The organism is Desulfurivibrio nitratireducens (assembly GCF_044068515.1).
Classification (GTDB): Bacteria; Desulfobacterota; Desulfobulbia; order Desulfobulbales; family Desulfurivibrionaceae; genus Desulfurivibrio.
This window is the reverse complement of record NZ_JBIPKI010000006.1, coordinates 51,374-64,739: the sequence shown is the minus strand read 5'-3', so window position 1 is coordinate 64,739 and position 13,366 is coordinate 51,374. Positions and strand designations below refer to the sequence as shown.

Genomic DNA, 13,366 nt, shown 5'->3' with positions numbered 1-13,366 from the left:
TTCCCGGCTCCACCGCAACAGGTATAGTAAGCCGCAAGAGTTAACCGATCGCAATAAAGCCGCCAGGGTCCGCGTCAACAAACAGCTTGCCAATAACCTCCCGAGCCCGTAAAAAACCTTCATGTATCGACAAGCGTCCCCAACCGACCGGCCCGGCCGGCCCTTCAGCGACCGGCAACTGGATCAAATCCTGGGTTTCCTGGCCGAGGAAAAAAATTACGTCTTTCTCGAAAGCGCGCGCGTTACCCGGGAAAATCACCGCTCCCTGCTTTTTCACACTCCGCGGAAAATCCTGGTACTCCAACCCGGTGAAAGCAGCGAGGCCTTTTTTGCCGCCCTGGAAGAGGAGCTGCGGCAAGGCCGGCACCTGGCGGGCTGGTTTGCCTACGAACTGGGCTACCTGCTCGAACCGCGCCTCAGCAAGCTGCTGCCGGCTGACGGCGGCCCCCTGGCGGTCCTGGGGGTATTCCCCGCGCCGCTGGTTTACGACCATCTCCCCGGCCGCTGGCAAGAGGCCGCAGGGCTTGGGGCCGCGGCCCTGGAGCGGATCCTGAGCCAACCAACTCCTGATCGGCCCCCCTCCCAGGCGGACCCCCAACTGGCGGCAACAGAGCGGCGCCTCAATCTGACCGAAGCCCATTATTTGCGGCAAATCGAACGGATTAAGGAATATATCGCCGCCGGCGATACCTACCAGGTCAACTACACCTTCAAAGAGCAACTGCCCTGCCGGGGAACGGCGGCGGCCCTTTACAGCGCCCTGCGCCGCAACCAGCGGGTCTGTTACGCCGCCCTGCTCAGGCTGGCCGGACAAAATTTGCTCTCCTTGTCGCCGGAGCTCTTTCTGCGCCGGGAGGGCCGCTACTGCACGGTGCGGCCGATGAAGGGCACCATGCGCCGGGGCTTGACCCCCGAGGAAGATCGGCGCCTGGCCGAATTTCTCCACCGGGATGAAAAAAACCGCAGCGAAAACGTGATGATCGTCGATCTGCTGCGCAACGACCTCGGCCGGATCTGTCGCCCCGGTACGGTGCAAACCCTCGAACTCTTCACGGTGGAGAGTTATGAGACCCTCCACCAGATGACCTCCACCATCCGGGGGGAGTTGCGCCCCAACCTGGGGCTGCTGGAGATCTTCCGGGCCCTCTTCCCCTGCGGCTCGGTGACCGGGGCCCCGAAAATCCGGACCATGGAAATTATCCGCGAACTGGAACCTGAACCCCGGGGCGTCTATACCGGGGCCATCGGTTTTATCAGTCCGGGCGGGGCCATGGTTTTCAACGTACCCATTCGTACCGTCAGCTTGGAAAACGGCACGGCCAGCATGGGTCTCGGCTCAGGGATCGTCTATGATTCCAAGCCCCGCCGGGAATGGCGGGAGTGCCTGCTCAAGGGCCAATTTCTCACCCGGCCGGTGGCCCCCTTTGTCCTGATTGAAACCATGCTCTGGCAGCCCGACCACGGCTATCGCCTGCTGGATCTGCACCTGGAACGGTTGCTGGCCTCCGCGGCCGCTTTGGATTTTTGCGCCGATCGCGACGAAATCCAGGCCCTGCTGACGAGCCGGGCCGAGACTTACAGCGAACCGCAAAGGGTCCGGCTGACCCTGGCCAAGGATGGCACCCTGGCCCTGACCAGCGCTCCTTTCAAGGGCCGGCCCTGCTTCAGCTGGGATGATCTGCCCACCGGCGAAGGGAAGTTGCCGCTGGTAACCGTCGCCGACCGGCAGGTCGATCCCGGCCAGCCTCTGCTCTATCACAAAACCAGCCAGCGGGCTTTCTACGACCAGGAACGGGAACGGGCTCTGGCCGCCGGTTACCAGGAAGTGCTTTTTGTTAATACCAGGGGGGAGTTGAGCGAGGGCGCGGTGAGCAATCTCTTCATCCGCAAAAACGGCCGGCTCTTCACCCCGCCGCTGACCGCCGGCCTGCTCAATGGGGTCCTGCGCCGCCACCTGCTGCGCCAGGGCCAGCCACCCTTGCGGGAAGCCACCCTCTATCCCGCAGATCTGGCCGGGGCGGAAGCGATTTATATCGGCAATTCTCTGCGCGGGCTGATCGAAGTCCGCCTGGCCAACGAGCCGCGGCAGCTGATCCCGGGGCGCCCGGACCGGACCACTTAGCAGATGGAAGCTTGCCGGACCGCTGGCGCCGAACCGCGTGGCCATGACCGGCAAACTCAGCTCTTCTTTTCCCTCATCAGGGTCCGGATGATATCGGCCTTGCCGATCACCCCGACCAGCCGGCCCTGATCCACCACCGGCAGGGTATGGATCTGCTTTTCCGCCATGATGGTGGCGATTTCATCCAGGGGGGTGTCGGGGTTTACGGTCACGGGTTTGCCGGCGGAGATATCCTTGACCTTGCTGCCGGCCATTTTGCTGACCTGCTCTTCCACCTTGCGGCCCCGTTCCAGGAATATCACCGCCTCGAGAATGGTGATGGCGGTGGGAATATGCAGCTTCTTGGCCTGGTCGATCAAGTCGCTTTCGGTCACCACCCCGAGCAGGTTTCCCGCCTCGTCCACCACCGGCGCCCCACTGATTTTTTTCTCCCAGAGCAGGGCCGCCAATTCTTCCACCGGCATTTCCGGACTGACGGTGATCACTTCAGTGGTCATAATATCCTGGGCGCATTTCATCTTTATTTCTCCTTTTCTTCCTTCAGGCAGCGGAAGGCCGCCGGCAGCCGGCGGGCCAGTTCCGAAGGGGTGTAAGCAAAATCAAGCCCACTGAATTCGGCCAGCAGATCCCCGGCCAGGCCATGGACATAAACTCCCAGGCAGGCCGCCTGCCAGGGGGACATTCTTTGACAGAGCAAGCCGCCGATGAGCCCGGCGAGCACATCACCCATCCCGCCCACGGCCATGCCGGGATTACCGGTGGGGTTGACGGCCAGCCGGCCGTCCGGCGAGGCGATCACCGTTTCGGCCCCCTTGAGCACCACGAAAACACCGTGGTGCTCGGCCAGCTCAGCGGCCAGAGACCAGCGGTTTTCCTGGACCCGAACCGTGGTGGTTTTAAGCAGGCGGGCCATTTCGCCGGGATGGGGGGTCAGGATCCTGGGCCCGGAGGGATGGGTCAGCTCCGCCGGATCGGCCGCCATGATATTCAAGGCATCGGCATCAAGAACCATGGGCAGTGATTGGTCTCGGTAAAGGGCCCGGACCAGGGCGGCGGTCTCCGGGGCGGTCCCCAGGCCCGGGCCCAGAACCAAGGCGGACTTGCCGGCCAGAGCGGCCGTCACCACCGGCAGATCCGCTTCCTCGGCCACGGCGGTGGAGACCGGCAGCGGCACGGTCATCAATTCCGGCAAGGCCCCGGCCAGAATCGGGTACAAATCTCGGGGCACGCAGGCGCTGACCAGGCCCACCCCGCTGCGCAATGCGCCCTGGGCCGTCAGCAGAGCCGCCCCGGTTTTGCCCCGGGAGCCGGCCAGAAGCAAAAGGTGACCGAAACTGCCCTTATGGTCAAGGGCCCGGCGCCGGGGCAACCAAGCTGCCAGTTCCGCTCGTTCCAGCAATTCCAGGCGGAAATCGAGCCGGGCATAAATTTCGCGGGGAATGCCGATATCCACCACCTCCACCTTCCCCGCCCAGACACGACCGGGCAGGGTGACCAGGCCGGGCTTGGCCAAGGCGAAGGTAACGGTGCGATCCGCCCGCACCGCTTCACCCAGCACCGTGCCGTCATCGCTGTTCAGCCCTGAAGGGGCGTCCACCGCGATGACCGGGCCGGCAAAGCGATTGATCAGGCGCACGGCGGCGAGAAAGCGACCGCTTACTTCCCGGCTCAGGCCGGTGCCGAAAATCCCGTCCACCACCAATTGGCCGGCCATAACCCGCGCTTCCAACCCGGCCAGATCCTCGGCGGTGGCGACAACCTCCAGGGCAAGAGGCAGTTTCCGCAGAGCCTGCAGGTTGACGGCGGCATCGCCGCGGAGCTTGGCCGGATCGGCCAGCAGCAGGACCCAGGGCCGGGCCCCGAGCTGGTAGAGGTGGCGGGCAATCACCAGGGCATCGCCGCCGTTATTGCCCGGGCCGGCGAAAATCGGGATTTCCCGCCCGGCCAGGGGCCCCCAACGACGCGCCAGCACCTCGACCACCGCCCGGCCGGCATTCTCCATCAGCACCAGGCCTGGAATACCGAAAGACTCCATGGCCAGTCGATCGCATTCCCGCATCTGTTCGGCCTTGGCCAATCTCATCCTACCTCTCCTTACTCTGCCCTTATCCCTGGCCGGCAGGGAACTCTTCACTTGACCAAGTAAAGCCTTCTTGTCTTTTGGCCGGCCCTGTGCTAAAAAGTTGCTTCCCCTGCCGGACTCACCGACCACGGACCCAATTTCCGGGCAACGGTCGCTTGCAGCAAGGTGCAGAGTTGCCCGAAACCTGCCCCTAGGGGTAATTGTCAACGGCCAACGGCCTCGTAGCTCAGGGGATAGAGCACAGGATTCCTAATCCTGGTGTCGCAGGTTCGATTCCTGCCGGGGCCACCACCTTAAATCGCAAATCCAACCCTTATTCAGCGACGTTTGGATGGCACTTGTAGCCAAGGGTCCTTGTTCTTTTTCGCCCTTTCTGGTCCCCGCCCTCCCCGGGCGAATTCCTTGTCCTTTGTCCCGGCTCAGGCCTGCTTGGCCACGGGTCGGTCCCCAAATCCGGCACTATCAAATAATACTAGCATGCCCCGACAGCAGCAAGCAATCAGGGAGCCGGGCGATCACCTTTTTTAGCCCGACCTCGCCCACCTGCTCCGCCCCCGGATCAGTGCGCCGTGACCTGAGGGGCGCGGAAACCACTATTCATTGGCCTTCGCCGGTCTGCAACCGCCGAACCTGGCCGGCAATTTCCACCAGATCTCCGGCCCGCAGTTGCCGGCCGCGCCTTCTTTCCACCTCACCGTTGACCTTGACCTCTCCCTGCTGAATACGCAGTTTGGCCTCGCCGCCGGTTCCAACCAGGTTGGCCATTTTCAAAAATTGTCCCAACCGGATCATAGTGGTGTTGATGACGACGGTTTCCATAGATTCTCCGGGCAATGTGGTTGGCGCTGGGGTAAAACCGGTTGCCGCCGAGGGCTTCAGGCCCGGCCGCTTTTCTCCAGGTAATAACGGTAATCTCCCTGATAGCTTCGCAACTCGCCCTGATCGAGCTCGAAAACCCGATTGGCCACGGCCCGCAGAAAATGGCGGTCGTGGCTGACCAGCACCACGGTGCCGCCGAACTCTTGCAGGGCCGTGAGCAGAACCTCCCGCGACTGAATATCGAGATGATTGGTCGGTTCGTCGAGAATCAGAAAGTTGAGGGGCTGGGACAGCAGGGTGGCCAGCACCACCCGGCTTTTTTCCCCACCGGAGAGATTGGCGATCCGCTTTTCGATCTCATCCCCCCGAAAGAGAAACGCGGCCAAAATATTGCGCAGCACCCCGATCCCGGCCTCGGGCAGGACCGCCTGCAGGGTTTCGAAGACGGTCAGCCGGGGATCCAGCACATCCATGGCGTGCTGGCTGAAATATCCGGGGGCAACGGCGGCCCCCATGGTCAGCGAACCGCTGGTCGGGGCGGTTCGGCCGGCCAGGATCTTGAGTAAGGTCGATTTGCCGGCCCCGTTGACTCCCACCACCGCAATCTTGTCTTGCCGCCTGATCAGCCCGGAGATTCCGCTAAAAATCAATTTTGTGGCCCCATTACGGCCATCTTGACCGGTCCAGACCTTGCCCAAATTTTCCAGGCGGACCACGTCTTCGCCGCTGCGGGGGGTGGCGGCAAAAAGGAATTTTACCGGCCGCTGCTCCGGCGGCAGTTCGATCCGGTCAATTTTTTCGATCTTTTTAACCCGGGACTGCACCTGGGCGGCATGGGAGGCCCGGGCCGCGAAGCGGGCGATGAACTCCTCCTCCTTGGCCAGCATCTCCTGCTGGCGCCGATGGCTGGCCACCAGCTGCTCCCGCCGGATCTCCCTTTCCCGTTCATAAAAATCGTAGTTGCCGCTGTAGGTGGTGACCGTCTGGTTGGCCACCTCAACGATCCGGCCGACCAGGCGGTTCATGAAATCGCGGTCATGGCAGGTCATCAGCAAAGCCCCCTTGAAATCGTTGACCAGCCAGTTCTCCAGCCAGATGATCGATTCGATATCCAGGTGGTTGGTGGGCTCATCCAAGAGCAGCACATCGGGGTTAATGGTCAGGATTCGGGCCAGGGCGATCCGCATCTTCCAACCGCCGCTGAATGATTCCACCGGGCGCTGGTAGTCGGCGGGGCCGATCCCCAAGCCGGTAAGCACCGCCTGGGCCCGGGCCTCCAGGTCATAGCCGCCGCGGTGCTCAAACTCTTCCACCACTTCCCCGTAACGGGCCAGGAGATTGTCGAGTTCCTCCGGCTCCAAGGGCTTGGCCATGGCCGCCTCCATGGTCGCCATTCGGGCCCCCAGCTCGACGGTGCGGGCCGAGGCCGCCATCACTTCGGCCAGCGCCGAGCGACCGGCCATTTCGCCCACCTCCTGGGAGAAGTAGCCGATCACGCTCTGGCCGGGGCGGGAAATCTCACCCTGGTCCGGTTGCTCTTCTCCGGTGATCAAGCGAAAAATCGTGGTCTTGCCGGCTCCGTTGGGCCCAACCAGGCCGGTACGGGTCTGGGGAAGAATCTGAAAGCTGGCATCTTTAAAGAGAATCCGGGAACCATGCTGACGGGTGACTTTGTTGAAGTGGATCATATCCTCAATTTCTTGGCGATCTGGTTGCTGTGGGTTACCCGCCGTCTGCGGCAACAAGTTTAGCCGGCCCCCGCAAAGAGGTGCAGGAAGTGAAAGCTTAATTTTGCCAGGGGGTAAAAAAGAAGGTTTTTCCAACTTCGCAGCCCGGCGCCGGGGTACCCGGCAAGCGCGGCGGACTGGCCGGGGGACGGGGCCGGACCGGCAAAAATGCTCTGCCGCCGGCCGCGCCATGGTCCCTTGCCGGGATGCTAAAGTTTTAGCGCAAGCTTAATAAAATGGAACGAGCCGGCACCGGGTCCGAACCGCTCAGCGGCCCCAGGCCGTACCGCTGACCGTGACCCGGACCTGGGAGGTGCCTGCCTCCACCGCCGGGGGCGCGGCTTCCCCGGCCAGGGCGATGTCGGCCCGCATCAGGGGCTGGATCGGCTGGTACTGCTCATCCTGGATCTGGAGTTCATGGGGCCGCCAGACTTGGCCGCCCAAACGTTTGATCGCGGTCTCGGCCTTGGTCTGCCAGGCATCGAGGGCCGCAGCGGTCAGGGTTTCCCGCAGGGCTTCCCGCCGGGCCGGGGAAACACTGAAGCTCAGCCCGGCCAACTGCAAATCGAGGGCCTGCAAACGGCCGATCAATTCGGTGGTCGCTTCAACCTCGGTGCTTTCGAGGCGCAATGTCTGGCGGATCCGCCAGCCTACCCTTTCGCTTTGCCCGTCGCGGCGCTGGTAGATTGGCTGGGTGGAATAGGCGGTGGTTGCGGCCTTGACCTGGGGATATTTGCCGGCCTCGGCCAAGGCCCGGGCCATGATCTCGGCCACCATGGCGGCCAGGCGGGCGCTGTCGGGGCCGGTGCGCTCAACGCTGAGGGAAGCGATCAACAAATCGTTGGCCGCTTCCTCTTCCGCCCAGGCCGTCATGTGGACGGTAAAGCCGTCTTCCAGGCTCGCCGGCCCGCCAGCGGCCAGCGCCAGGCCGGCCGGTCCCCCCAGCAACCAGATAACCGTCCATACCAGGACAAAGCGTACCGTTGCCATAGTCGTTCCTCCTTTTATCAATTACCTTGCCCCAACCGGGAACCTAGCAGGTCCCCGACCGCTTACAACCCGCAGCAAAACACCGCGCTTATCACTTCCGGGCCCAGACCTGGCGGGGTTTCCCGCCAGGATCAACCGACGGACCAAGGCGGCAAAAGAAAAGGCCCCGCACCATCAGAAATCAACGGTAAACCGGAGCCTTTTCCCTTGCCGGAGGCAGCAGGTTGCCTGAAATCAGGCAATCTCCACCAGCTCGATATCAAAAATCAAGTCCTCGCCGGCCAGAGGCGGATTGGCATCGAGCTTGATCAATTCCTCCGTCACCTCGACCACCTTTACCACCACGTTTTCGCCGTTGGGACCGCTCATCTGCAGGCGCTGATCCACCTCGGGATTGAGGTCCGGGGGCACCTGGCTGCGGGGAACGTCAATAATCAACTGCTCGACCCGAGGGCCATAAGCCCGATCCATGGGGATGGTCACATTCTTGCTTTCACCCACTTCCATCCCGGCAACCGCGTCGTCAAAACCGGGAATAACCTGACCGCTGCCAAGGGTGAATGCGAGGGGATCACGTCCCGAGGAAGAATCAAACACCGTGCCGTCGGTCAACCTGCCGGTATAATGAATTTTAACGTTATCGCCTGATTTCGCTTGAGCCATAATAATAATCTCCTTTATCTGGGGTTGGCGGCACCGCCTTTTTTGGTCGGCCCCACAAAAAGCCGCTACGCCAGATCTCCAGGCTTATCAACTTGTTCCTTGCGCTCAACCCTGACCAGGGTCCGGTTCTTTTTGCGGGCTTGGCAAAATAAGGGGGCCAATATTTCCGTAACCATAACATATAGTGACGGAAATCACACCCCGAGATTCCCCCGGCGGCAAGCTGCTCCCGCTGACCCTACTTAACCGCCAGGCCTGCCAGCCCCCGCCTTTTAATGACCCGGGTCAAGGCCTCTTCAATATCATCGGTGACAATCGGTTTTTCGATGAACTCATGGACCCCGAGGCGGAATGCTTCGGCCAGTACCTCCTCGTTCATGTAGGCGGTCAGCAGTATTTTCTGGGCCGCCGGTTGCAGTTCCTGCAGGATGCGCAAAAAATCCAGCCCGTTCATGCCGGGCAGCCGGAAGTCGGTGATCACCACGTCGAAAGGGCGATGGTGGATGATCTCCAGGCCGTCCTCGGCGCTTTCCCGGACCTCCAGCCGGCAACCCTCGTTGGCAAAAAACAGGGCCAGGGAATCGCGGACCAGCTCGTCATCCTCAACGAGCAGCATGTTAAGTCTTTGCAAAAGTGCAAAAAGATCGTCATTTTTGGGACCCGGCATCGCTCTGTCCTCCCGCTGACCACCTTGCTGGCCGAAACCGGCACCAATCCGATCCAGGCCCATCATTCGATCATCGCATATTCAATCCGCTCTTGTCATTTTTTTTTGCCTACCCGGCCGCCCCCAGACCGGCTACCGGCAGAATGACCCGGAAACCGGCGCCCCCCAGGTCGCTGGGCCCCGCCTCCAGGCGGCCGCCATGATCCTTGATGATCCGCTGACTGATATTGAGCCCGATCCCGGTTCCTTCCAGCTTGGTGGTGAAAAAGGGATCGAAGATTTTCCCCCGCACCTCCGGAGCCAGCCCCGGCCCGCTGTCATCCACCTGGATTTCCACCTCGTTGGCCCGTCCCAGGGTCCGTACCCGCAAGAGGCGGGGAGCGGCCGGGGGCAGGATGCCCATGGCCTCGGCACTGTTGGACAGCAGGTTGAGGATGACCTGCTCGATCTGGTTGCAATCGATGCGGCAAGGCGGCAGACCGGGGGCCAGATCACGGTCCACTTCGACTCCGTGTTTTTTCAGGAAAACCGCGGCCAGATCCAGGGCCGCCAGCACCGGCTCGTTAATTGGGGTCAAATCCATCAGCGGCTGCCCCGGTTGGGCGAAATCAACCACCCGCTTGATTACCGCCTCGATCTTGGTCGAGGCCAGGGCCAGGCGGCGAAAAATCTCCTCGGCCTGGTCCCGTTGCTCCGGCCGCTGGTAAATCCGGTGCAGGGTCGCCAGGTAGATATTGATTCCGGAAAGGGGATTGCGGATTTCATGGGCCAGGCCGGCGGCCACCCGGCCCAGGGAAGACATCTTGTCCTGAATCCGGACCAATCCCTCCAGTTCCTTGGCCCTGGTCATATCCATCATGCTGATCAGCAGGGTTTGGCGGCCCTGGAAATCAATGAGCCGGGCCCGGCCGTAAACCCAGACCAGGGCGGCCTCGTCCTGCCGGCCTCCGGTATAAAAACGAAAATCGAGATCCTCCTGGCGCGAATGGCCTGTACTGATCCGGCGGTAACTTTCCCTCACCTTGGCCTGGTCGTCGGGATGAACGGCGGCAAAATTTTCCAAATGCACATAGCGGGGATACCTTCCCAGCAAACGCTTCTGCTCGGGATTCTGGTAAATTATTTCGCCATCCTGGATCAGCATAATCCCCACCAGGGAATTCTCGACCAGTTCGCGGAAATTCCGCTCGCTGCGGCGCAAGGCCGCTTCCGCCCTTTTGCGCTCGGTGATGTTGATGGCGATTTCCAGCCGCACCAGGCGGCCGTCAAACCAGTCCAGGGCCCGGGCGATACCAAGATACCAGTTGTCGTTCCAGGGATTACGAAACTCCCGCACCACCGGGGGACCGGGTTTGCCGTCCGGCCCCAGCAGAATCCGGTCGGTGCAGAACAGACACGGTCCCGGGCTGCCCGGTCCTTGGCCCGGGAAGCCCTTTTCCCCCGCCAGAGGCCCCTGGAAACAATCCCGATCGCGACCGGCGATGGCCAGGATTTCATGGGTTTCCATGTCCGCCACGTAAATCCCGCCGGCAATGGCATGGAAAACGGCAAAGATATCTTCGACCTGCCGGCCCATGGCCGCCTTGACCTGCGCTTCCCGCTCCGTTTCGGCCCGTTGCAGCAGGCGATGATGGTGGAGCCGGACCAACCAGGCCGCCGGCAAGCCCGCCAACCCGCAGGCCAGCGCCACCCATCCCAGGCTGCCAAGCCCATACCCCTTGACGGCCAGCCAATAACCTCCGCCGGCCGCCAGGACGGTCCCAACCGCGCCAACCGCGAATACCAATGGGAATAACCGGTTTATCTGCATGGCGATGTCCCCGGGCGCGCCGACTCGCCGGCGCTGAACAGAGGTTTAAAAGGCCCTGAAAGCCCTCGGCGCCCCACCAGGCAGCAGGCGGCCTGGGTGGTGGGAAGCTGAGGCACGGTCGTCCTGCTGCTCAGAAAGTTCCCAGGCCGCTGAATTCCTGCCAGGAGGACACGATCTTTTTAAAGCGCCCCGGCTGGGCCAACTCCCCATAAGCCAAGGTATAATTTGCGTCGCGGTTGGTCCAGAGCCGATTGAAAAAATCCCCCGCCTCGCCGGCGACCGGATCGGCTGAGCCGGCCCGGATTTCCAGGCAGGTTTCCAGGTTGTAACCCGCCAGGTTGCGGCGGGTAAAATTGGCCGAACCACCGATTATCAGCACCTCGGCCCCGGCAAGCAATTCCCGGGGCGGACGGGATTCCGACTCCGCCTGAGGATCGCCGCCCGCAGCGGCCGTCGTGACCCGGCCATATTCAATCATGATCAACTTGGCGTGAAACTGTTCTCCCTGGGTATCATACCAGCGGATTTCCATCTTTTCCCCCGCCTGCTCCCGTAGTCGGGCCGCCGAACTCAGGTTGGGAATGCCATACTTGTTGCGACCAAAGGCATGGCGGCTGGGGTCAAGGATCAGGCGAACCGCCACCCCACGGTGAGCGGCGCCAACCAGGGCGGCCATAACCTGGCGGTCGGTCAGATAAAATTGGGCCAGCCGGATCCGATCACCGGCCCCGGTGGCGGCAAGGGCCTCCAACAGGGTTTTTTTGATCGCGCTTTCGGTAAGCAGGCGGACCCGGGGAGGTGCCAGCCCCGCTGCGCCGCCGGCAGGAGTGGCGGCGGCAACCGACGGCAGCGCCCCGGCGGGAAGGGTGAAATCATGGCCGGAAAATCGAACCGCCGCCAATTCGCTGGCCACCAGGTCGGCAATGATTTCTCCACTGACTACCCGAAAGGCGATATTACTGTGGCGGGCGCTGGCATCGTGGATGTTGCCCGAGCTTACCACCGCGGCCCGCTCGGTGATCAGCAGCTTGCGGTGATTGGCCTTGAAGTTGAGCAGCCGCAGGTATGAACGCAAACTCAGCGCCGGAGCCTCGGCGGCGAAAGGATTGGGCAGCCGGACGCGATCGGCGGCGGGAAACCACTGCAGGAGAGGGCGCCAAAGCCCGCTATAGAGGATATTGGAGTCGGGCAGGCGGCTCAAATCGACCGGAACTACAACCACCCCGTGAGCGACCAGCCGTTCCAGGTGCGGTTCGAGATAAGACCCGTAGCCGGTGTTGATTTCGTCGGTGAGGAAAAGGATCGCCAGTTCCGGCCGTCCCCGCCGGGCCTTGAGCAGCGCCTCGGTCAGGCGAGCCACCGGCGATGGCAAATCCGGGTCCAGGACCTGGTGGCCGCCGATGGTGTTAAACAGGAACATATCGACAATGATAAAACGCCGGGCCTGCTCAATTTCGGCCAGGATCGCCGCCAGGATCCGCTGTTCATGCACGGGCCGGCCATTACGCTGGAAACTGAGATCAGACAAAAACTCCAATTCGACCGCCGACCGCAGCGGACCGGCCACGGCAAATCCCGGCGGCGGCCGCCGGCTCAGCGAGTAAACCACCCCGAGACCCCAGGCAAGGAGTAAAACAAAAAACAGAACTTTCATTTTTCCCCCAGGCAAGGGTCAGTAATTTTCCCCCTGCCGTCAGCTTCTTTTAGCCGCTGCCGGAAGTCAAGGAGAAGATGGCGCCGCCGCCTGGCCTCGGCAGCAACGATCATTTGCCCTGCCGGAACCGCTTCCCCTCTTCCCTGCCTGGCGGCGCCAGGGCCAAGATTAGCGATGACGGAGCAATTTTGGTTTTTTTTCTGGCGGGAAAAGGGGATTATCCTAAAAAGACCTGTCGAGCTTCAAGGTGGCGGCATGAACCCAACTCCCCCAAAACTGGCCTTCCGCCGCCTGGCCGCCGGGGACTCGACCAACCGGACCGAAACTAATCGGGGAATTGCCAACTCACCGGAGACCGCAATGATGATCAGCGACAAAAAACAACCCCAAACCTCCCCGTTAGCCGGATTGACCCGGCTTTGGCGGGCCCTCGTTTATTCCCTGGCGGGTCTGCGGGCCGCCTGGCGAGGAGAAGCGGCCTTTCGGCAGGAAGTCATACTCTGTCTGGTGCTGGTCCCCGCCGCTTTTTGGCTGGGCGGCTCCAACCTGGAAAAAGCCCTGTTGCTGGGCAGCCTGTTGCTGATTCTGCTGACCGAATTGCTCAACAGCGCCATCGAAACGGTGGTGGACCGGCTGGGCGAGGGTTATCACCCCCTTTCCGGCCGGGCCAAGGACCTGGGCTCAGCGGCGGTTTTCATCGCCCTGATCAACGCCGCCGTAGTTTGGCTGCTCATCCTGACCGGCGCGGAGTTTTGATGCGACCGCCGGCAATTTACCTGCCGGCCGACCACGCCGACTAAAAGCCCGCGCCATTTTTCCGGCGGCAGCCGC

The 13,366-nt window shown here is 62.2% G+C and carries 11 protein-coding genes and 1 tRNA gene; 3 read left to right on the top strand and 9 right to left on the bottom strand.

Features of this window, described 5'->3' with window-relative positions; genetic code table 11:
• Positions 1–121 precede the first annotated feature (121 nt).
• Positions 122–2,122: an aminodeoxychorismate synthase component I gene (gene pabB / locus ACHHTY_RS03730; RefSeq protein WP_395492720.1), complete on the top strand. Its 2,001-nt coding sequence runs from the start codon at positions 122–124 to the stop codon at positions 2,120–2,122.
• A gap of 56 nt (positions 2,123–2,178) precedes the next feature.
• Here pabB and ACHHTY_RS03725 read toward each other — a convergent pair whose 3' ends face one another.
• Both ACHHTY_RS03725 and ACHHTY_RS03720 read right to left on the bottom strand, forming a co-directional pair.
• The gene (locus ACHHTY_RS03725; protein ID WP_395492719.1) at positions 2,179–2,640 is read right to left on the bottom strand and encodes a CBS domain-containing protein; all 462 of its coding nucleotides are present in this window, start codon (positions 2,638–2,640) and stop codon (positions 2,179–2,181) included.
• A 2-nt stretch (positions 2,641–2,642) separates the two neighbouring features.
• Positions 2,643–4,205 (bottom strand): NAD(P)H-hydrate dehydratase, encoded by a 1,563-nt coding sequence (locus ACHHTY_RS03720; protein ID WP_395492718.1) that lies wholly within the window; start codon positions 4,203–4,205, stop codon positions 2,643–2,645.
• A 215-nt stretch (positions 4,206–4,420) separates the two neighbouring features.
• Between ACHHTY_RS03720 and ACHHTY_RS03715 the strand changes: the two genes are divergently transcribed.
• Positions 4,421–4,496 (top strand) — tRNA-Arg (locus tag ACHHTY_RS03715).
• Positions 4,497–4,802: 306 nt separating this feature from the next.
• Here the strand turns inward: ACHHTY_RS03715 and ACHHTY_RS03710 are convergent.
• The 7 genes from ACHHTY_RS03710 to ACHHTY_RS03680 form a co-directional block, all read right to left on the bottom strand.
• Positions 4,803–5,024, bottom strand: coding sequence for an RNA-binding S4 domain-containing protein (locus tag ACHHTY_RS03710; protein ID WP_395492717.1), 222 nt, complete (start codon positions 5,022–5,024; stop codon positions 4,803–4,805).
• A gap of 56 nt (positions 5,025–5,080) precedes the next feature.
• Entirely contained in the window at positions 5,081–6,712 is a 1,632-nt protein-coding gene (locus ACHHTY_RS03705) for an ABC-F family ATP-binding cassette domain-containing protein (protein ID WP_395492716.1), read from the bottom strand.
• Between the two features lie 306 nt (positions 6,713–7,018).
• The gene (locus ACHHTY_RS03700; protein WP_395492715.1) at positions 7,019–7,741 is read right to left on the bottom strand and encodes an SIMPL domain-containing protein; all 723 of its coding nucleotides are present in this window, start codon (positions 7,739–7,741) and stop codon (positions 7,019–7,021) included.
• Between the two features lie 234 nt (positions 7,742–7,975).
• Positions 7,976–8,404 (bottom strand): FKBP-type peptidyl-prolyl cis-trans isomerase, encoded by a 429-nt coding sequence (locus ACHHTY_RS03695; RefSeq protein ID WP_395492714.1) that lies wholly within the window; start codon positions 8,402–8,404, stop codon positions 7,976–7,978.
• A 238-nt stretch (positions 8,405–8,642) separates the two neighbouring features.
• Positions 8,643–9,071 (bottom strand): response regulator, encoded by a 429-nt coding sequence (locus ACHHTY_RS03690; protein ID WP_395492713.1) that lies wholly within the window; start codon positions 9,069–9,071, stop codon positions 8,643–8,645.
• A gap of 109 nt (positions 9,072–9,180) precedes the next feature.
• Positions 9,181–10,857, bottom strand: coding sequence for a sensor histidine kinase (locus ACHHTY_RS03685; protein WP_395492712.1), 1,677 nt, complete (start codon positions 10,855–10,857; stop codon positions 9,181–9,183).
• A 154-nt stretch (positions 10,858–11,011) separates the two neighbouring features.
• Positions 11,012–12,535 (bottom strand): phospholipase D-like domain-containing protein, encoded by a 1,524-nt coding sequence (locus ACHHTY_RS03680; RefSeq protein ID WP_395492711.1) that lies wholly within the window; start codon positions 12,533–12,535, stop codon positions 11,012–11,014.
• A gap of 363 nt (positions 12,536–12,898) precedes the next feature.
• On the opposite strand from ACHHTY_RS03680, the gene ACHHTY_RS03675 reads away from it, so the two are divergent.
• Positions 12,899–13,291 carry a diacylglycerol kinase gene (locus ACHHTY_RS03675; protein ID WP_395492737.1) on the top strand — a complete coding sequence of 131 codons (393 nt, stop codon included), beginning with the start codon at positions 12,899–12,901 and terminating at the stop codon, positions 13,289–13,291.
• The last annotated feature ends 75 nt before the right edge of the window (positions 13,292–13,366 follow it).

Bases quoted from the DNA above. Each gene is read 5' to 3' on its own strand.
- pabB (WP_395492720.1), top strand. From the start codon at position 122: ATGTATCGACAAGCGTCCCCAACCGACCGGCCCGGCCGGCCCTTCAGC.
- ACHHTY_RS03725 (WP_395492719.1), bottom strand. From the start codon at position 2,640: ATGAAATGCGCCCAGGATATTATGACCACTGAAGTGATCACCGTCAGT.
- ACHHTY_RS03720 (WP_395492718.1), bottom strand. From the start codon at position 4,205: ATGAGATTGGCCAAGGCCGAACAGATGCGGGAATGCGATCGACTGGCC.
- ACHHTY_RS03710 (WP_395492717.1), bottom strand. From the start codon at position 5,024: ATGGAAACCGTCGTCATCAACACCACTATGATCCGGTTGGGACAATTT.
- ACHHTY_RS03705 (WP_395492716.1), bottom strand. From the start codon at position 6,712: ATGATCCACTTCAACAAAGTCACCCGTCAGCATGGTTCCCGGATTCTC.
- ACHHTY_RS03700 (WP_395492715.1), bottom strand. From the start codon at position 7,741: ATGGCAACGGTACGCTTTGTCCTGGTATGGACGGTTATCTGGTTGCTG.
- ACHHTY_RS03695 (WP_395492714.1), bottom strand. From the start codon at position 8,404: ATGGCTCAAGCGAAATCAGGCGATAACGTTAAAATTCATTATACCGGC.
- ACHHTY_RS03690 (WP_395492713.1), bottom strand. From the start codon at position 9,071: ATGCCGGGTCCCAAAAATGACGATCTTTTTGCACTTTTGCAAAGACTT.
- ACHHTY_RS03680 (WP_395492711.1), bottom strand. From the start codon at position 12,535: ATGAAAGTTCTGTTTTTTGTTTTACTCCTTGCCTGGGGTCTCGGGGTG.
- ACHHTY_RS03675 (WP_395492737.1), top strand. From the start codon at position 12,899: ATGATCAGCGACAAAAAACAACCCCAAACCTCCCCGTTAGCCGGATTG.